Source organism: Klebsiella sp. OBRC7 (assembly GCF_000293135.1).
In the GTDB taxonomy this organism is placed as follows: Bacteria; Pseudomonadota; Gammaproteobacteria; order Enterobacterales; family Enterobacteriaceae; genus Klebsiella; species Klebsiella michiganensis.
On record NZ_ALNJ01000136.1, the window covers coordinates 41,431 to 60,425 of the forward strand.

General features: G+C 51.6%; 13 protein-coding genes and 1 pseudogene. 3 read left to right on the top strand and 11 right to left on the bottom strand.

Annotated features, from left to right (window positions below):
• Positions 1-7: 7 nt before the first annotated feature.
• From HMPREF1144_RS25455 to HMPREF1144_RS25480, 6 genes are all read right to left on the bottom strand, one after another.
• On the bottom strand, positions 8-967 hold the full coding sequence (locus HMPREF1144_RS25455; RefSeq protein WP_009654399.1) for a fimbrial protein: 960 nt from the start codon (positions 965-967) through the stop codon (positions 8-10).
• A gap of 17 nt (positions 968-984) precedes the next feature.
• Positions 985-1,938 (bottom strand): fimbrial protein, encoded by a 954-nt coding sequence (locus tag HMPREF1144_RS25460; RefSeq protein WP_009654419.1) that lies wholly within the window; start codon positions 1,936-1,938, stop codon positions 985-987.
• Positions 1,935-4,442, bottom strand: a complete 2,508-nt coding sequence (locus tag HMPREF1144_RS25465) for a fimbria/pilus outer membrane usher protein (RefSeq protein WP_009654431.1) — start codon at positions 4,440-4,442, stop codon at positions 1,935-1,937. Before HMPREF1144_RS25465 ends, HMPREF1144_RS25460 begins: the two co-directional genes overlap by 4 nt.
• 10 nt (positions 4,443-4,452) lie before the next feature.
• Entirely contained in the window at positions 4,453-5,133 is a 681-nt protein-coding gene (locus tag HMPREF1144_RS25470) for a molecular chaperone (protein WP_009654418.1), read from the bottom strand.
• A gap of 103 nt (positions 5,134-5,236) precedes the next feature.
• Positions 5,237-5,749, bottom strand: coding sequence for a fimbrial protein (locus HMPREF1144_RS25475; RefSeq protein ID WP_009654430.1), 513 nt, complete (start codon positions 5,747-5,749; stop codon positions 5,237-5,239).
• A gap of 368 nt (positions 5,750-6,117) precedes the next feature.
• A complete protein-coding gene (locus tag HMPREF1144_RS25480) occupies positions 6,118-6,708 on the bottom strand; it encodes a tyrosine-type DNA invertase (protein WP_009654435.1) in 591 nt (196 codons plus the stop codon).
• A 213-nt stretch (positions 6,709-6,921) separates the two neighbouring features.
• On the opposite strand from HMPREF1144_RS25480, the gene HMPREF1144_RS25485 reads away from it, so the two are divergent.
• Genes HMPREF1144_RS25485 through HMPREF1144_RS25495 form a run of 3 tightly spaced genes read left to right on the top strand, consistent with a single transcriptional unit; the run spans position 6,922 to position 10,726 of the window.
• Positions 6,922-7,854: a TIGR03756 family integrating conjugative element protein gene (locus HMPREF1144_RS25485; RefSeq protein WP_071532317.1), complete on the top strand. Its 933-nt coding sequence runs from the start codon at positions 6,922-6,924 to the stop codon at positions 7,852-7,854.
• 11 nt (positions 7,855-7,865) lie between these two features.
• Positions 7,866-9,227, top strand: a complete 1,362-nt coding sequence (locus HMPREF1144_RS25490) for an integrating conjugative element protein (protein WP_085955013.1) — start codon at positions 7,866-7,868, stop codon at positions 9,225-9,227.
• Entirely contained in the window at positions 9,224-10,726 is a 1,503-nt protein-coding gene (locus HMPREF1144_RS25495; RefSeq protein ID WP_009654451.1) for a conjugal transfer protein TraG N-terminal domain-containing protein, read from the top strand. The genes HMPREF1144_RS25490 and HMPREF1144_RS25495 overlap by 4 nt, the downstream gene beginning before the upstream one ends.
• Here HMPREF1144_RS25495 and HMPREF1144_RS25500 read toward each other — a convergent pair.
• From HMPREF1144_RS25500 to HMPREF1144_RS25520, 5 genes and pseudogenes are all read right to left on the bottom strand, one after another.
• Positions 10,710-11,417, bottom strand: coding sequence for a M48 family metallopeptidase (locus tag HMPREF1144_RS25500; RefSeq protein WP_042928508.1), 708 nt, complete (start codon positions 11,415-11,417; stop codon positions 10,710-10,712). The genes HMPREF1144_RS25495 and HMPREF1144_RS25500 overlap by 17 nt on opposite strands.
• Positions 11,414-14,680 (bottom strand): type I restriction endonuclease subunit R, encoded by a 3,267-nt coding sequence (locus HMPREF1144_RS25505; RefSeq protein WP_009654456.1) that lies wholly within the window; start codon positions 14,678-14,680, stop codon positions 11,414-11,416. The genes HMPREF1144_RS25500 and HMPREF1144_RS25505 overlap by 4 nt, the downstream gene beginning before the upstream one ends.
• Entirely contained in the window at positions 14,673-15,920 is a 1,248-nt protein-coding gene (locus HMPREF1144_RS25510) for a restriction endonuclease subunit S (protein ID WP_009654438.1), read from the bottom strand. The genes HMPREF1144_RS25505 and HMPREF1144_RS25510 overlap by 8 nt, the downstream gene beginning before the upstream one ends.
• Positions 15,913-18,453 carry a class I SAM-dependent DNA methyltransferase gene (locus HMPREF1144_RS25515; protein ID WP_042928510.1) on the bottom strand — a complete coding sequence of 847 codons (2,541 nt, stop codon included), beginning with the start codon at positions 18,451-18,453 and terminating at the stop codon, positions 15,913-15,915. Before HMPREF1144_RS25515 ends, HMPREF1144_RS25510 begins: the two co-directional genes overlap by 8 nt.
• Before the next feature lie 87 nt (positions 18,454-18,540).
• Positions 18,541-18,995: pseudogene (locus HMPREF1144_RS25520) on the bottom strand (HrgA protein); the annotation flags it as partial.

Sequence of the window (18,995 nt, forward strand, 5' to 3'; positions counted from 1 at the left end):
CAGGTAGCTATTTATACGTCAGCGTAAACGTCGCCGTCGCATTGGCGGGTCCCGCCGTCACCGCTGAAGCCGTCTGGTAATAACGCGCCTTGAGCTGAACGGTCTCCATCCCGCCATTGGGCGAAGTATAATAATCCTTCACCTGCCCGAACTGAGCCGCGCTGTTGTCCGGCACGAAGTAAAGCTGAACCCCAACGCCCGTCGCCGCGGTACTACCGCTTTCGGAATCAATAGCCATCACGCCTGGCGCATTCGAGGCATCACGGGTAGCATCAATCTGCACATAAATATGCGCGCTTTTATTGCAGTCCAGCACGATATTAAATGCCTTCCACTCCGTGGTGTAGCCGACGCCGCTGAACTCCTGCTTGTTGTGATCGCCAAGCTGAACGGGTTCATCCACCGAGGTTACCGAGCAGGTGGCTGCGGTGACAGTATTCGTACCGTTAAGCGTGACGTTAGCGAAATAAAACTGGTTCACCACCGAAGCGCGCGCCAGCGTGCCGTCGGTTAATGTGCCGCTGGTGATGTCACCGGTTTTTATCAGTTCCCCCTTGATTCCATCTCCTGAAATGGAGGCCCATGAGCCACCGGCATTGTAGGGATAGCTGGCTTCATACGGTAGTACTTTGCCCGATTGAGCAGTGGTCAGGCGTAAACCCACTCCGACGAGATTGGTATTGTAAACGCCGTCACCATATCCGCTCAGCGTCCCCCATTGCGTTAGCTCCCAGCGTGCAGTCCAGGCTTCCCGGGTACATCCCGCGATGGGATTACCGCTGTTATAAGCGCCTGTTACCGCTGTGGCGAGTACACTGCCTATCGGCGCATCACGCTGAACAACCACATTGCCGAAGTTCAGATAACCCGGCACTTCTGCGGACACGCCGGTGTAAAATGAACAACTGGCTCGGGCGATCGGTGAAACCACCGGCATCAACAGCATGAAACATATAACTTTTCTCATGTCATTGCTCCGGTGATTTACTTGTAGCTCAGCGTGAACGTTGCAGTGGCATTCGCTTTCCCGGCCGTTACGTTCTGCGTCGTCTGGTAATAGCGCGCCTGAAGCTGAACATATTCGTTACCGCCTGATGGCGATGTGTAGTAATAACGCTCCTGGCCGAACTGTACCGGGCTGTCTTCATAGCGATACCAGACCTGAACGCCGACACCGCTGGCATTAACGGGATCGCTGTCGAGTTTAATGACGCCGGGTACGCCTGCGTCGCTGTCTGCTGTGGCGTCAATACGCACATTAATCCGCGCGCCCTGAACACAACTCAGATTGATATTGAATGTCTGCCAGGCTGTTGCAGTACCCGGACCGCTGAACTCACTTTTGTCATGGTCGCCCAGAGGAACATTAACCGGGTTAGTGGTAACGGAGCAGGATTCAGAGGTAATGGTATTTGTGCCATTCAACGTGGCATTGGCAAAATAAAACTGGTTTGCCACCGAGGCCCGCGCCAGCATACCGGTATCCAGGGTTCCGCCCGTAATATCGCCCGTTTTGATTAACTCCGCTTTGATACCGTTTCCACCAATAAAAATATTGGTATTTGCACTCACACTCTGGTCATAGGGAAGCACTTTACCGGAAGAGCTGTTAGTCAGCCTGATACCGACACCGGGAACATTAGTGTTATAGATATTCCCCCCCAGCGTGCTTAGCGTTCCCCATTTACTCAGCTCCCAGCGGTAGGTCCATGCTTCAGTGCACCCCGCAATGCTATTGCCGCCGTTATACGCCCCCGTTGTGGCCGTGGCGATGACACTGCCTACCGCCGCATCACGCTGCACCGCCACATTGCCAAAACTGACATAACCCGGAATTTCGCCACTCACACCGGAAGCGAAACTACAGGAAGCCTGGACGCCAAAAGTACCCCCCCACAGTGCCAGCAACAGGCAGCCTGATGTTAATAATCCTTTCATTCCCGACACTCCTGCTCAGTTTCCGTTACCGGCGCGTTTGCGGCATTCTCCGGCAACCGGTAATGCACCACACACTGCTGCTTTCCGTTCCAGTTCACCGTGATATCACCTTCATCCGGGACGCCCGTCAGATACACCTGGCCGTCATCGCCAACGATGCCGCTGCCGCCTTCCTTCATTTTCACCTGAGCGCCGAACGGCACCGGCAGCCCACGGTAAAGCAGCGTCATCAGTACGCGCCGTCCGACGCGGGTGTTGAAGTCCGCCATTACCACTGCGCCCTGCGTTGGCGTCACCGTCTGCACGGCGGTGTCGATGTCGACGCCATCGCTGAGCGTACTGGTGTCCAGTGCGATGCGGTTTTTCCGGTAGGCGTTGACGTACGGCACCACCGCATAGCCGCGCCAGTCGGTATAGACCCCGGTGTTGTTCTGCACCTTCGCGTCATCCGCGCCGGGCGCTTTCACGATGGCAAGCGAATCACCGAGCGGCTGGGAAAGCGTAATGCCATGCGGATGGACGACAATCCCCCCTTTCAGGCCATAGTTCACCTGCTGCATATCGTCGTCATAGTTGTAGCCGCCCGTGATTTCCCCCTGCCCGCCTTTATAGTCGGCGTTGATATTGCCGGAGCCGCCCGTACCGTGGTTGGTGTAGCTCTGCTGGAGGCTGTAGCTGAGGTTGTTATCGGCAAGCGCCGTTCCATTGAGGCCCACCTGCTGGCGGGTGTCGCCGTGCTTCGCGGTGTTGACGCTGTAGCTGGCCCACGCGTTCGGCATAAAGCGGCTGAGCGGCACCTGGATGCTGAACGCCAGTTGCTGGTCGGCAGGCTGGGTGCTGTCCGGGTAATCACTGTAACTGTAGGAAACGCTGTAGCTGATACCGTTGATGTTGCCGTTCCAGCCGGTGCTGAGGGTGCGCTCGTAACCGTCCTCATGCCAGTAATCCTGCTGGTAGCCGGAAACAAAGAACGAACCGTAGCTGCCGATACTCTGGGTGAGATCGAGCTGGAGTTTCTGCCGCTTGTTGTACGTCAGCCGCCAGCCATCATCGCTGTCCGAGCGTAAGTCGTTTGCTTCCTGGAAGGTGTAGAAACCCTCCGTGGAATAGCGGTACGCCGCCAGGGTGAAGCTGGTATCGGTGGCCTGAAAATCTTTTGAGTACTGCACCCGGTACGACTGACCGTCGTGAGTTTCATCGTTATTCAGCGTGGTGTGGGCAGCAGTGATATCCGCGGAAACCGAACCCAGCTCGCCGAGACCAAACCCCAGCCCTGCCGCCCCGGACTGATAGTCCTCCGAGTACAACGTGCCGCCATAAATCGTGATGGCATGCGGCAGGCCGTAAATCGCTGTTATCTGGCCGAACTCCGGCTCATCGCTGTCGCTGTTGCCGCTGCGGTATTTACCGGCGGTGAGGGCATACTTCAGGCGGCCTTCACGCTGCATAATCGGTACCGCCGAGAACGGCTGGATGAAGGTTCGCTCGCTGCCATCGGCCTCTTTAATCGTCACCTCCAGATCGCCGCTGCCGGATGTCGGGTAGAGATCGCTGATGGCGAAGGCCCCCGGCGCGACGTAGCTCTGATAGATGGTGTAACCATTCTGCTTAATGGTGACCTGGGCATTCGACTGGGCAATACCGCGGATGATCGGCGCAAACCCGCGCAGGCTGTCCGGCAGCATATTGTCATCCGACGCCAGTTGCGCGCCGCGAAACTGCACGCTGTCGAAGATATCGGAAGGCGTATAGCTGTCGCCGAGCGTGAGCTGCCCCTGCAGGCGCTGGATATCCCGCTGAAGATACGTGTTCACCGAATCCCAGTGGCTGCCGTTATCCTCGTCGTAATTCCAGGTGGAATAGTTGCGCAGCCGCCACGCGCCGAGGTTCAGCCCGCTCTGCAGGTTGGCGTAGTAGTTATCATCAGAGCCGTTTTCACCGTCGCGCCAGGTGTTGCTGCCGCTGAGGTTATAGTTCAGCAGCGCGGCAGATACGCCTTCATCCCATTCGGACGGATCCACCCAGCCGCGCGCGGTGGCGCTCATCGCCGCCTGCGGGATACTGAGATTCAGTTGCAGTTTACTGAAACGCAGTTCGCTGGAAGCCATCGGGATATAGCGGCCAATATCCTCCAGCGGTTTGTCCGCTGGCAGTGCGGTAAGAGCAGGGAACGCGGCGGTGTTCACGCCCCAGGCTTTCAGCATTGCGGGAGTTAACTGCGCGGTGAGTTTTTTATCTGCCCCGGCAACAAAGGCAATATCCTGCGCCTCGCCCTGCTGCTCGCCGTTGACGTACACCGTCACCCGGTAAGTACCCGGTAGCTGGCCATCGGCTTCGGAAAAGGCGGATAAGTCAACGACCGCCTGGCCCGGGCTGTCCAGCTCCAGCGCGTGGGTATTGAAAATCTCGCGGGCTTCCGCATGACGCAGATAACCCAATAGCAGCACCATAATCAGCAACAGCGCCAGCAGGAAGATCATCAGTCGGGAATTCGGGTTATTCATATTCCCTCCTTCAGAGCTTGCGGCTTTCGGTCTGGCTGACGCCGCCGTAATCACTGATCGCCTGCCAGGTCACCGTGGACGCCGTGGCCGATGGCAGCGTGAAGCTGACGCTGCCCTTCGGCGGCACCATATCGGCCTCTTTGATCTCCTGCCCGTCCGCCTTTAAGGTGAATAACGTGACGTAGTAAGGCGTGGGGTTGCTGACAGTAAGACGATTGCCGCTGCGGGCGATGGACAGGTGGTGGTAAGCGGTCTCCGACTGCCCTTCCAGCCCCGCCGGGCGGTAAAAGAGTTTCAGGCGGGATTTCACCACCACCTGCAGAACGTTGTTATGCGGCACGCTGTCGTCGGTGGCGGGAATGGATTTCACGTTCAGCCAGAACACCGATTCCCGATCTTCAGGCAGGCTCCCTCCAGTGCGCACAATGCGCAGGATGTTCTCTTCCCCTGGATTAATGCGAAACAACGGCGGCGTGACGATAAACGGCGTTTTATTTCCCTTCATCCCGCTGTCTACCCAGCTCTGCACGAGCCAGACGCCGGATCTGTCGGGGTTCCGTATAGAAGCGGAGGTCTCTTTTTTGTCGCCGTTATAAATGACCCGTGTCCCGCCAATGACAATCCCGGCCTGTGCCTGCACGGTAAATACGGCCAGCAATAGCGCCAGCAAAATGTCTGCATACCTGTTCATCTTGTTATCTCCGGACGAAAAATACGCATCCCTGCGAAACGCTCCCTGTTATGCGGTGGCGCATGGTCAGGAGGAGGAGAATGCGCCCCGCGACGGCACAGCGTTATTTGTAAATGATGGTGAACTCAGAGGTACCGTTTGCTGTACCGGTGGTGACCGCCGGGCCTGTGGAGACATAGCGGGCGACAAAGTCGAGCGCGTTTGCGCCTTCTGCGAGGGTGTAGTCGGATGAAGCGGAGTGCAGTGGGATGGCCGTGCCGTTTTTATCTGCGATCTGGATCCCAACCCCGGTGGCGATGCCCGTGCCACTGTCCAGTGCCAGCAGGCTCTGGTCGTTGTTATCGGATGTCCCGTCAAATTTCACATTTGCACCGGTGACCGTTTCCGGGCATTCGCTCACGTTGATGGTAAATTGCGTTGGCGCCGCTCTCATCCCCTTCGCCCCGTTAAGGGCGGTTTGGGCAACATTGCCGAGGTTCACCGGTAGATTCTGGGAGCCAGTGTCGATCTTGCAGGTCTGGTCGGTAATGCTACCGGTGAAATGGATGGTGCCGTCGGCGGCCATGGCATTAGCCGCCGCCAGCATAAAACACGCGCTTAACATCGTTTTTTTCATGTGTTTCTCCTTGATGAAAGAACATTCGGGACTCGGCCCCGCATCACTCTGGCGGTGAAAAAATCTGCATTAGACTTTCCCGTTAGTGCCAGAGTGGTGAGTTCAGGAGAAAATGATGTGGAAGAAGAGAATGAAAAATAAAATGCCATCGGGAGAGAAGCAGAGCTTGCGGAATGGCATAAAACAGTAAGGCGGTGAGCAAATGAAAACTGGCAACGTGGACGACTCACGCACGTTGCCAGCAGGGTACCAAAGGTGTGTTAAGCTGCATTAGATCGGAATTATTATTTTAAAACAGAGAGATAATCCGTTATCAAAAGGGGTCTCAGAAAAATTTTGACACTTTGCTAAATTTTTCTGATACTACTTTACATTCTGGCACTAATTGTGTGGTTTTCTTTCATATTCCCCCAGACATTCATAAACCTCTGCGTATTTGTCGCCGTATAAATCACCGTATGCCGGATGTTCCGGTGTCCCAGATAATCCTGTATCAGACGCGTATCACGCCCCAGGTCCGCCAGCGCGAAACCGCATCCATGTCTCAACATATGTGGGTATGCGGAAATGCTGACGCCGCCCAGCTCACCGTAACGTTTGAGCAACAATCTAACCTGATGGCGCGACAGCGGGCCTCCTTTCTGCGACAGAAAAAGCCAGTCGCTGTCTGCCTCCCGCCAGCGGCGGCGCACCTTTAGCCAGCGCATCAACGCGGGCAATTCGGCATCAAACAGCGGATGCTGCGTCGAGAGACTGTTTTTAAGCCGTCGGACATAGACCGAACGCCCGACCAAATCGATATCCGACAGGCGCATTCCGCACAGTTCACTGACCCGCAGACCGTGTAAAAAACACATCTGAATCAGGCAGTAATCCCGCTCAAAATGGATCCCTCTGTCCGCTGCAAGCAATATCTGTCCCACTTCATGTCGGGTCAGATGTTTTCGTTTTACTGGCATAAGTCTTGCTCCTTAAACACAATAAAAAATGAAGAAAAAAACAGGCCGGAACCACTTTCGTAGCCCGGCCTGAACCACAGAATAGCACCAGAAAGCCCGGCAAAGGTTGATGACAGACTCAACAATTTTCACGGGCTGGTTCCAGTTTTCAGCGGTGATCTTATGGGCATTGCGCTATACCCGGCAGAAGAAAACTCTGTTGCCGGAGGCGTTATGCAAGACCGCTTTCCTCTTCTGTTGCCCCTGATGCTGTGCGCCGCTTTCCCGCTCAGAGCCATTACCACGCCGGAAATTGCCGCTTCCGCCCTGTCGCCGGACTGCGTGCGTTACCGGGTCGTCGGCCTGTGCTACTGGCTCTATTGCACGCCGCTCGGTTGCTCGGTACGCACGTCGGTGAAGGTCAGCCATTTTCGTCCGGATCTGGTGGTCTCGGCTTACAGCAACACCGGGCAAAGTCCGTGGATGGAGATGTCGTTACTCAGCCCGGCGTTACCCGGCATTGCCGAAAGCGGTGGCGACACTAATCCGCGCTCGGCCAGCCAGCACAGCAAGATCCGCTTTAAGAATGCCGACGCCATCGGCTTCCCGGCGGGTGATGAACTGGCAAAATTTTTCACCCAGTTTGGCTATATCTGCTCACCTTCATCGCAGCCTTTTCAACCGTACTTTCTGAGTCAACTCGATACGCTGGCGTGGCGCAGCAGTGTGCCGGAAATGACCTGGCCAGAGGCGCTGACGCCGGGCATGCGGGAAGTCGGTCAGAACGGCGATATGTGGGGCAATATCTACCCTCGCGCCGGAGCCATCAGCCAGACGCACGACTATAAAGCCGCCGCCGTTATTGCCCAGCGCGCGGCCGATCTGGTGACCCGTACCGGGCAACCGCATATCTACACGCCGCTGACCGCCTCATCCCGTGCCGGATACTGGCCGCCCTCCCCGGTTATCGAAGGCGACAGCGATAACCATCGCTGGCAGATGCTCACGCCGAAAAAATCCGCTTCCTGTTCTGTGTTCCCGGATGGTAGCGCCACCGACACTTACGCCAACAAGCTGGCAGAGAACGGCTCGTACGCCTGGACGCTGTGGCGGCCTTACAAATGCTGTCCGCGCCGGGGGCAAACCTTCCTCGGCAGTACCGGTTAACGGAGGCAATGATGAGAGTCCTTTGCCTGGTCTTAGTGTTTTTCGCCTGGGTTTGCCTGGCGGCAGACGACTACAGCTTCCGCACGCGAGGCGCGGTCGACGACCTGCTTTACTACCAGATTGGCGGCGGCGAGGCGGTCATGCCGCCCCCCGTGCGTCACAGCCCTTCGCCACTTAGCGTGGGCATTGGCTGGAACGCCGATATGATGTGCGGCAATTTTGACATCGACACCACGGTGCGCAACCAGCTCAACGGCATCACCGATGGCTTCCAGCAACTGATGGGCAACGTTATCCAGAGCGCCACCGGGGCGGTAGCCAGCCTGCCCGCGATGATCATCCAGCGCGCCAATCCGCAGCTTTATGATCTGCTGACCAACGGCGTACTGCAGGGGCGGCTGGATTTTGATAAATCGCTGCTGAACTGCCAGAAAATGGCGGAGAAGATGACCGATTTAGCGGCCGATTCCGCCTGGTTCTCAGGAGCCAAAGCGGAGAATTACCAGACTCTTGCCGCCAGCGATAACGATGCCATCCGTACCGACCAGAAAGCGGCAAAAGAGGCCGCCGAAAAGGGTAAACGCTGGGTCGGCGGCGAAAAGCGCGGCGGTAAAGGCCAGCCGCCGATTAAGGTGGTCCATGACGCCACCGCCGCAGGCTGGAACATTCTCAACCAGCAGCCCGCCACCAGCACCACATCTCTTACCACCTCCGAATGCGACGGGGAACTTTGTAGCACCTGGACATCCCCTGAAGAGGCCGCCGGATGGATGACCCGCGTGGTCGGCGAGCAGACTATCAGCGTGGCGCAGGTCACCGACGATCCGGAGGCACGCTCCGGCGCACAGGCGGGGATCGGCCTGCATCCGCTGATCGACGAAGAAAAGGCGAAGATCCTGCCCCTTCTGGCGGATCTGGTTAATGGCAGCCAGAAACCCGGCTTCGACAACCTGGCGAAAGCCTCCGGTGTATCCATGCAGCTTACCCGCGGCGTGGTCGAGGCGCTACGCGACGATCCGGATGTTGCCGTCCTCACTGAACGGCTGGCGGGAGAACTGGCGCTGGCCCGCGTCACCGAGCAGGCGCTGCTGGCCCGGCGCACGCTGCTCGCGGGCATGCGCGAACCGAATATCGCCAACGTCAAAGAGGCGCAGGAGAGCCTGGGCAAAACCACCGCCCAACTGGATGAAGAGCTGAGCCAGTTAAAGCTGGAACTCGATTTCCGCCAGGCGCTGACGCGCAATACCACAAGCCTTATCCTGCAACGCAAACAGCAGCGCGACCAGCTTCAGGGCCAGGCGGTGGAGGTGCCGGACGACAGCGACCGCCGTCTGCACAACCTCAATAACCCGCAGCCGGACAGTCCGCGATGACCGCCAACAGCTATTTCGAGTACGTGCTCACCCTGCTCGGCTGGCTGGTGAACAACGGCGTGTGGCAGACGCTGACCGCCACCGGGTTGTTCGCCCTGCCCCTGCTGGCAAAACTGGTTGCCCTGTGGCTGAATGCGCGCGGCCAGGGGGCCGATGAAGGCAACGTCGCCCGCCTGCTGGTCGTCCAGGTGGAGCACTCGCTCTACAGCGCCCTGCTGGTGATCCTCTTCGCTGGCGTACCGTTTCTCAATGTTGATATCAATACCCTCACCTACGACAGCCAGCGCACAAAACAGTGCGGATGGTCGGTGGTGCAGCCCGGCGATTCCGGCTATGCGCCGCTCATCAACGAACTCAGCGGCCAGAGCGCTTCCGTTCCGGTGTGGTGGTACTTCACTCATGCGCTGGGCAAAGGCATTACCAGCGCCGCCGTCGCGGTATTGCCCTGCAAACCCGACTTGCGCCAGTTGCGCTTTGAGGTGCAGCACACCCGGATCGCCGATCCAGCGCTGGCACAGGAATTACAGGATTTCGTTAACGACTGCTATGGGCCGTCGCGCGCACGCCTCAAGCGGCTGGGCAGCAATATTAGCGAGGAACAGAGCCGGGAGGTGGACTGGGTGGGATCGTCTTTTTACCTCACTACACCGGGTTATTACGACCACGATCATTCCCGTTCGCCCCACGCCGCCTGGCCTTATGACGCCAGCCGCGATGACGGTCTGAGCGATACGGGCGGTGGCGGCTATCCAGCGTGTAAGGAGTGGTGGTCCGATGGCGATGCGGGGCTGAAAAATCGGCTGCTGAAGCAGGTCGATACCACGCTCTGGCAGCAACTGCAAAAACTGGGGCAGTCGAAAGAGGAGTATGAAGAGGCGGTACTGCGCTCGCTGGTGAGCCCGCGTAATATGCATGTGTCGCAGGGAGGTCTGGTGTACAACGGGTTTGGTGGGAGTGCGGGGGATAACTTGAATGCATCACAAGCGTTAAGCCGGTTGGGGAGTATCGCCGGAATGTCGGTTTCCAGCCTCGCTTTGTTCCCTGCTTTCGACAGCGTGCGCCAGGCGTTGCCGATGGTGCAGGCATTCCTTGGAATGGCCCTTGTGATTTGTATTCCTGTGATCCTGCTGTTCTCTGCGTGGGAATTAAAAACCGTGGTTACGCTGAGCTTCGTGCAGTTCGCCCTGTTCTTTCTTACCTTCTGGTGGGAACTGGCCCGTTGGCTGGATAGCTGGCTGATGGAGATAATTTATAGCGAGAACGGAGTTTCGCATTTCAACCTGTACGGCTTACAGAACACTTCTGATGATCTGATCGTCAATATGGTGATGGGGACGATGTTTGTTGTGTTGCCCGCGTTCTGGCTTGGAGCGCTGACGTGGGCGGGGGCTAGGGTTGGCGGGGCTGTGGCCGGGGTTGTGTCTGCGGGGATTGGGGATGTTAAGGGAGGTGGGAGCCGCGGTTCCCACCTGTTAATGAAAACTACAGGTCTAAACTAGCACCATGTTTACGCAGCCACTCTTTTCGCTCTCTCCAGTCAGGCATCACCTTATCAACTTCATTCCAGAAAGCGTCTGTATGATTACGATGATGAAAATGACATAGTTCGTGGACCACGATGTAATCTATGATCTTCGCTGGGGCCATCATACATTTCCAGTGGAAATTCAGTGTACCGCTATGGCCGCAACTGGCCCAGCGATACCCCATTTCCTTCACCCGGATTGTATCTGCCTTCACTCCGACTTTAGGCGCAAAAAACAGAGTGCGTTCTCTGATGCGCTGCTGACCTTTAGTTATGTAAAAGTCTTCAAACACGCCTTTCGCTGCGGCTATACCGCCTTTTTCAATAAGCTGCCGATTAAGGCAGAAGCGTCCATCTTTCAGGAGTAACGGCAGATGCTGATCGGAAACCAGAGATAAGCGATACATGCTCCCCAGATAGAGAAAGGTCTCGCCGTTTACCCATTCGCGCGCCACCGTAGTGGCATTAAGATCTTTCCACTCCGCTAGGTTACGATAAATCCACATGCGTTTCTGAAAAACAACGGTATCTGCCTGTTCCGGAGTAAAGTGTACTGGCGGGCGAACTATAACCTGACCATCTCTTTCGATGACGATATCCGTTGTACGCCGGGTAGTACCTGGCGCGAGATGATAGTCGATGTCCTTCACCCGACGGTGCATCATGGTTTTTTGCTCTCCGTTGAGTTCTGAAGTAACGCATTATGTCGATTTTTTGCCAGTTTCATAATTTCTACCGCAATTCGTTCTCTTGCCTGTTTCAATTCAGGAACCCCGGTTAGCGTCAGAGCCGTCTTGATCTCACTGCGCGTTTTCTTTTGTTTGCTACTGTTGTGCCAGTAGTCGATGCTGCCGATGCTTTGTTGTAAAAGGTCAACAATTGCTTCCATCAGCGCTTTAATTTTGGGTTTTACCGAAACGGGTATTTCTCCGCCCGGGAACGCTTCACGAGCAATATGTTCATAAAACGTAGTGGCCTCCCGGCTCATCCCCTCTTTCCCCTCCTGGCGCCCGGTAATCGCAACGTTACGCAGTTTCTCTAACTCTTCCGCCAGCTTCTTCCATTGATCCTGATACAGGTCGATCAATTGTTCCACTTTTTCCGAAAGACTCTTATAAAAAGCTGGATCTTCATCATGGTGAACAGTGCAATGCTTACGAATTGCATGCTCCATTTCGCTGGCTTTCGCCTCATCATTGCCGTTGGTATGCTGGTTTAGCTGTTCAATGAAGTTATCTGAGAGCAATTCAACGGGAGGAACCGTAGGGTTGATCCCCAGACTGATGAGGTGCTGATTAATCAGATCGCGTACCTTCTGGCCGGCATCTCCCAGATCCAGCGAATCGTCTTTATAACGCTCTTTGGTTACTCGCTGGATATATCCCAGACGCTTTGCAGGAATACGATAAACTTGGCCCGCACTATGCGGCAGGATGATATCCAGACTGCTAAGGAATTTTTTCAGGTACACATCAAAATCCGCCCGCAGTTTCTCGTCTTTCAGCAAACGAACAGCGTCGTTTACCGCGGCCGCTTCTGCTGCTATGTCGGGTAATCGTCCCTCAAGGAAATCATGGATGCCATTAACCTGGTGATACGAGAATAAACTCAACAAGCGCTGATAGCGCTCCTGCAGCACCGGGACCTCTGAATTGATATTTTTTAATCCTTCGGCCAGCTCCTGGCGCTCGTCGCTAGCTGCATAGAGGGTTAATGCCTCGGTAAGATGGTGAGTAAGGCCAATATAATCCACAACAAAACCACGTTGTTTCCCTTTTTTCACCCGGTTTGTACGGGCAATTGCCTGTAATAACGTATGCTCGCGGATTTTTTTATCCAGATACATGACCTGCTCTATCGGCGCATCAAAACCGGTTAATAACATGTCACAGACAACCAGGAAGGCAATTCCTGTATAAGGTTTATCAGGATCGTCAAACGCAAATGGCTTACAGAAATTTTCTACCGCATTCCAGGCACGGGCTTGCTTGCGTGTTTCGGTAATAAATGCCGCTTCGTTGGTGCCATCACTGGATATCACGACCGCAGCTTTGAGGAACTTGATCCGATTAATTAATGTGTGGTCAGGTACGTCCGCAGATTCAAGCTCATCCACTTTCTCTTTTAACGCCTGATGGATAGCCTTCTGGTAACGGACTGCCGCCAGTTTGGAGTGACACACCACCTGAGCTTTAAAGCCATTAGGAAAAATATGCTCCAGATAGTGTTTCACCATATCGCGCGCGATAGCGGCAATACGTTGCTCTGCTTCCAGAATGTCGCCTGTGGCGCCATACTTTTTCTTAATAGCGTCTAATTCTTCTTCCGTTCGGTCTTTAAAGAGATTCTCAAACTGCGTTTCAAAGCCATGTTTATCGTTCAGCGCGGCATCAGCAGTCCTGCCTTCGTAAAGGATCTGCAATGTGGTGCCATCTTCAACGGCATCCATCAACTTGTATTTATCGATATATTCGCCAAAGCGTTTGACGGTACGTTTCTCACCGTGGCGTTCTGTAATCAATGGCGTTCCGGTGAAGGCAATGCGGGCCGCATTGGGGAAGGCCTCAAAAATATTACTGCCCAGATCTGAACTCTGAGTACGGTGTGCTTCATCGATCATTAACACAATTCGCGAAGAGGTATTCACCACGCCAAATGTTTTGCCCGTTGGAATGGCCTGGTAGGTTCCCAGCGCTTTAGCAACGGATACGGGGAGGCTTTCCTGCGCGACCAGGAACTTATGCGCCATCACCATATTGATATCGGAAGTGTTGGTGGCTAATTCTTTTCGTAGCGTATTGTTGCTTTCAATAACATTGACTCGTCCACCGATCAGTTGTGCCGTCGCTGTTAGCTGCTCCTCCAGATCGAGACGATCGTTGATCAATATGATTTTATAATCGTGAAGATCGTTTGAAACGCGCAGCATTCGGGCAACAAAAACCATCGTCAGGCTCTTACCCGACCCCTGGGTATGCCAGACTACACCACTTTTTTCTTCTGTGGTTTTACCTTCACGTAAACGCTGTAAGATCTTATTAGCTGCGCGAAATTGCTGATAACGGCAGACAACCTTGATACGCGGGCCAGCATCGGTATCCATAAATACAGAGCATGTACGCAGGATGGATAACAGATTCGCTTTATTTAACATGCCATTGATTAGCTGTTGCTGTGTGTTCATATCGCTGGCAACATTGTCTTCCTGCGGCCATTGTGTCTTCCAGGGATAAAAATGCTCTTCCCCGGAAGTAATCGTGCCGTAATCCGCTTCAACGCCTGTTGTTCTGACCGCAAATAAATTACTGTGAAATAAACGTGGCTCCCCCTCTTTTAATCCCTGCAGCGCTGTTGCTTTACGATTGTTCATATAACGCTGGAGCTGAATATATGCTTCAGCCATTGGATTAGAACAGGTTGGACCACCTTTTTTACACTCTACGACAATTAGCGGAATGCCATTAATAAATAAAACAATATCGGGAATGATAAATTGTTTTACGCAACCCGGGGTATCAATCCGAAACTGGTTTATCGCCAGAAAGTGATTATTTTCCGGGTGTTCGAAATCGATTAATTTAACTATAGGATCAGACTCACCGGTGGCATTATTAATATCCACCTGTGTTTTAAACAGTAGCTTTTGGATCGCCTCATTAGCTTCCAGTAGAGAACGATTGGGTTGTCGCAGGATCTGTTCTTGCAGATCCTGTAACTGTTTGTCAGTTAACCATGTTTTTCCGCCGGATCCGGCATTTAAATGCGCTACTGCGCTAGTAAAAATCTGCGGCAGCAGCCACTGTCGGAAGCTGCTGCGCTTACTTTTAGCCGGATCGGAGGGAATGTCCTGTCCCTGGTCAATAATCGCCCAACCCAGTGACTGCAGTTGCTGCAGAAAGGGCTGTTCAACTTCCGTGTATTCAGACATGGCTGGACTCCATACTAGTATCTGCTAACCTTACTCTAACTTTACCATTTAGAAGGTCATGCATTAAACCAGACTTAGTTCTAATTAATTTATTCAATATCTCTTTTTCATTTTTTATTTTTGATGAGCACGCCATTAGCTTATCACTAATAATAATTTGTTCATTAATTGAGGGGACAGCAACTAATAGCTGACGCATCTCTCCGACATTAAAATGCTGTTGTGCCATCCCTCCCTGAAGGCGTAAGACTTGTTCTTTACCAAACGAAGAATTAATCCAAAAACATAGATAATTTTTATCTACAGAATCTTTAGGGGATGAGATTAATATATCAATACAATTACATCCATTAAATTCATCAGGAACAACTGCACTTGTTCCTGGATAGCCTGTTCTAACCGATAAAATATCACCTGTTTTTATTTGACTTTTACTCAAAAGTGCATTGGAAAAAGGTGATATATATACAAGATTATAAGAATCAAGACCATCTTCCCTCACATTGGCTGAGCGAAACGCAGGAACTCCCTCTTCAACATAATATTTCGTTGGCTGAATAACAATACCCACGGTTATTCTTGAACAAAGTTGACTGCACTGCTGTACATCCCATTCTTTTGGGATCCAACCAATACTTGTCTTTTTATACAAATAAGGTTGCTGAGCACGAGTTTGGCGTAATCTGCCATTACTATCAACACCTCTTGTAAATAGATCGTACATCATCCCCGCTTTTATTTTTTGATATTTATTTATCAAAAAATTAGTGTTTTCTATAGCTTGATCAACAGTTTTCAATATATCTGCAATCTTTTTTTGTACTTTCAAACACTTAGGATATTTTATATGTAATATTCTTCCTAAATCCTTTGGGACGTGAGGAACCCCAGTGCCGGTTCTCCTACTTTGAATCCACTGATAGTTATTAACTAATAAATAATATAATAAGTCACTGCGAATACCTTTTTTTGGTGTAAGTTTACAAACAGTTGATGAAACAACACCATTTAATCCACTACAACAAAGCCCACTTCTTTCGCCATCCCAAAGCATCAATATATCTTCTTCATTCGCCTTTACAGCAAATGTAGAACAAGCATATCCATCATTATTTCCAGATAACGCTCCCGCTCCCAAATATGGTTCATAACCACTTAAAGGAAACGGGCTGGTAATAACTTTCCTTCCCTTCTGAAAAGAAACAAGCTCACTAAGAGAATGTACTACCCAATCATTCATAACCAAGCTCCATTAAAAAATCGTGCAACTGCTTAGAAGCTTTATCTCTTTGACTCTCCATTTCTTTAGCTGTTATTGCATATTTAACCCACAAATTTTCAATGACAGCAATACAAGCTCGTTGCTCTGTTCTTAAGTATCGATTATAAGTGTTTAATAGTAGTTTTTTTAATCTCGCAACAATAACCACACGAGCTTCATCCTGTGATATTTTCTCACGTGCACTTAAAACTAGCTCGTCACGCTTATTCTCGATCGCCTTGATAACTTTCTTCAATTCTTTAGCTTCATCTTCAAGCACTTTATGACGCTTCAATTGGGCTTCTATTTGGGAGACCTTTTCCTGATACTCTTCGGCACTTCCCAATCCCGGATCGCGTTTACATAGTTTCACCATGCCTTTAGCGTCTTTCAGCTTCGATTTCAGCTCTTTCACCTGATCTGAGGACATCACACCCGTGTCATCACTATCCTCAAAGTCTTCGTCATCCGCCGCCGCAAATAATGCCTGCAGCTCGGCTAAACGAGCTTGCGCATTAGCTTGCTCTTCTAAAACCTCAGGGAATTGGCTTTGCAGAATATCTTCACTAGGGATCAGTTCCGCACCCCAGCCACTTGCAGCAATAGATTTGAAGTCCGCCTTAAGGTAGTCCACATAACTGGCGAAGGCACCACGCACCTGGAATGACGTTAACAAGTTTTGCTGTGCAAAAGCTTCATTGATGCTCTCCATCAACTGACTACGCATTACATACACATTGCGTGGCCTAGCATGTTGGTTAGCTGCATCAGGCGCTAACGCTTCTACAATCGGGAGATTGTTTTCCCACCATTTTTCCAGTTGTGTCATAAGCGCCTGGTTCGCTTTTAATACACCCGTATGTTGATTAACAAACTCAGCAATGTCACGCTTTGCCGTCAACGTAGGTGAAAAATTCATGTACGCTGTATCACGAGGTACAAAAATATCTGCCTGTAATCCAGTATAATTTTGCCAGAAATGGCCGAGACTTTCGATTTCTGCAAGCGGAATACCACCATGTAAGTGTGCACGAACATCATGGGGTTCTGGCGGCGGCGCATTATCCACGTAACGACGAATATTACAGTTATAATCTTCTTTGATAATCTCATCAGTTGGGACGACACGCGCATATCCTGGGATATTGTCACTCTTACGGTATGCGTTGATAATCTTATCAATATCTTCCGGGCGTAGATGATTCTGCGCTTTATCTTCGCTGTATTCCCGATCGGCGTTTATAAACAAGACAGACTTGCGTTTGTCTGCTCCTTCTTTATTCATCACCAGAATACAGGCTGGTATTCCCGTACCGTAGAACAGGTTGCTAGGTAAACCGATGATAGCTTCCAAGTAACCATGATCGATAAAATATTTCCGAGCTTCACGTTCATCGCCGCTGCGGAATAATACACCATGAGGCATAACGGTCGCCAGACGACCATTATGTTTAAGTACAGCTAACATATGCTGTACAAACATGAGATCGGCCTTTTTCCCTTTTTCCGGTAACCAAACGGGAAAACGCCCAGGGAAGACAATCCCCTTTTTAATATAATTCTGACTAAATGGAGGATTCGCAACTACACGATCAAAACGCAGAAGCTCGTTATTTTCATCTTTATGTTCTGGTTCGCGAAGTGTATCTCCCTGACGAATATCCGCATGAGAAATACCATGTAGAAGCATATTCATCTTACAAATTGACCATGTAGTTCCCATTTTCTCTTGGCCGTATAGGGCAATTTCATCAGCGTCACCACCTTTCTCGCGCAGATAGTCACGCATTTGGATCAGCATTCCCCCCGATCCAACTGTTGGATCGTAAACACTCATGCCTTCCTCGGGATCGCAGATCTCGACACAAATACGCACAACCTCAGATGGGGTATAAAATTCTCCCGCTTTTTTACCCGCTGAATCTGCAAAGTATTTAATCAACCACTCGTAGGCAGCACCTAATAGATCCGGAAATTCGAAATCTTCATCTTTCAAGGGAATTTTTTCGAAGTTAAGAATAAAATCAGATAACGTATCGTCATCTAATGTGCGTTGGCCAATTTTATGGTTAAAATTAATTCCTTTTAACACGTCCTGTAAAACATCAATGTTAGCTTCTTCAATCGCTTCCAGCGCTTTATTCAAGGCACTGCCAACCTCAGTTTTTACATGTTTCAGTGCAGGACGGATTACCGCTTTCTTATTCCCTTTGTCATCTTCTACAATCTCTTCCCATGATTCACTCCAACGAGCCCGCGGAGGCACATAGAAATACTTTCCTGAGTAGTTATCGGGATCCTCAAGCGCCAGCTCGATGTCCAGTTCAGACATCCCCTGTTCTTTAAACTGCTTGCGTAGTTCAACCTGACGCTGATCGAACAGATCGCTGGCACGCTTAAGGAACAACATACCAAAAATGTATTCTTTGTATTCACTGGCATCCATGCTGCCACGTAAGTCATCACATGCGCGGAGCAACAACGTTTCAAGCTGGGTAAGAGTTAATTTCATGTGTTTCTCAGAAAACTGCCTCGTCAACTACGGTCCTATCTTTTTGTAAACCATAGTTTTATCAATTGTTTACATAATTGTTATGGATTATTTGTTCCACAACGATTTGTGTATTTTTCCTGTCTGATGGTATTCACCTACCAATTCAATAAAATCTTTAAAATCCCGATTTTCTTCCACCAGACGGTTCACTGACTGCCAGTCGACACTGGTACGTTCCCGCGCCGGGATCAGCGTCTGGCTGTTACTGAAGTCATGTGGATCGAGGAGGATCACACCAATACCGTGCAACGCACAGAGCATCTGAAGCTCGCGTTCAACACTACGTTGCTTATCTTCGTTAATTTCAGTCGCCACCAGATAGCCGAAATGCGCCCAACTGGAATTGCTGACCGCCTGGAAGAAACATTCACGCACATTGCTACGGTTTAGCTGTTTTTTCACCTCAAAAGACCACAGCCGTGTCAAACGCCCTTCACTATGGCGAACACAGTTTTGCACCACATCATCCCACTCTTTATCAAGAGGCTCCAATGCGACAA

Excerpts from the sequence above, each read along its gene's own strand:
- HMPREF1144_RS25460 (WP_009654419.1), bottom strand. The coding sequence starts at position 1,938 with ATGAAAGGATTATTAACATCAGGCTGCCTGTTGCTGGCACTGTGGGGG.
- HMPREF1144_RS25465 (WP_009654431.1), bottom strand. The coding sequence starts at position 4,442 with ATGAATAACCCGAATTCCCGACTGATGATCTTCCTGCTGGCGCTGTTG.
- HMPREF1144_RS25485 (WP_071532317.1), top strand. The coding sequence starts at position 6,922 with ATGCAAGACCGCTTTCCTCTTCTGTTGCCCCTGATGCTGTGCGCCGCT.
- HMPREF1144_RS25470 (WP_009654418.1), bottom strand. The coding sequence starts at position 5,133 with ATGAACAGGTATGCAGACATTTTGCTGGCGCTATTGCTGGCCGTATTT.
- HMPREF1144_RS25480 (WP_009654435.1), bottom strand. The coding sequence starts at position 6,708 with ATGCCAGTAAAACGAAAACATCTGACCCGACATGAAGTGGGACAGATA.
- HMPREF1144_RS25455 (WP_009654399.1), bottom strand. The coding sequence starts at position 967 with ATGAGAAAAGTTATATGTTTCATGCTGTTGATGCCGGTGGTTTCACCG.
- HMPREF1144_RS25490 (WP_085955013.1), top strand. The coding sequence starts at position 7,866 with ATGAGAGTCCTTTGCCTGGTCTTAGTGTTTTTCGCCTGGGTTTGCCTG.
- HMPREF1144_RS25495 (WP_009654451.1), top strand. The coding sequence starts at position 9,224 with ATGACCGCCAACAGCTATTTCGAGTACGTGCTCACCCTGCTCGGCTGG.
- HMPREF1144_RS25515 (WP_042928510.1), bottom strand. The coding sequence starts at position 18,453 with ATGAAATTAACTCTTACCCAGCTTGAAACGTTGTTGCTCCGCGCATGT.
- HMPREF1144_RS25510 (WP_009654438.1), bottom strand. The coding sequence starts at position 15,920 with ATGAATGATTGGGTAGTACATTCTCTTAGTGAGCTTGTTTCTTTTCAG.
- HMPREF1144_RS25475 (WP_009654430.1), bottom strand. The coding sequence starts at position 5,749 with ATGAAAAAAACGATGTTAAGCGCGTGTTTTATGCTGGCGGCGGCTAAT.
- HMPREF1144_RS25505 (WP_009654456.1), bottom strand. The coding sequence starts at position 14,680 with ATGTCTGAATACACGGAAGTTGAACAGCCCTTTCTGCAGCAACTGCAG.
- HMPREF1144_RS25500 (WP_042928508.1), bottom strand. The coding sequence starts at position 11,417 with ATGATGCACCGTCGGGTGAAGGACATCGACTATCATCTCGCGCCAGGT.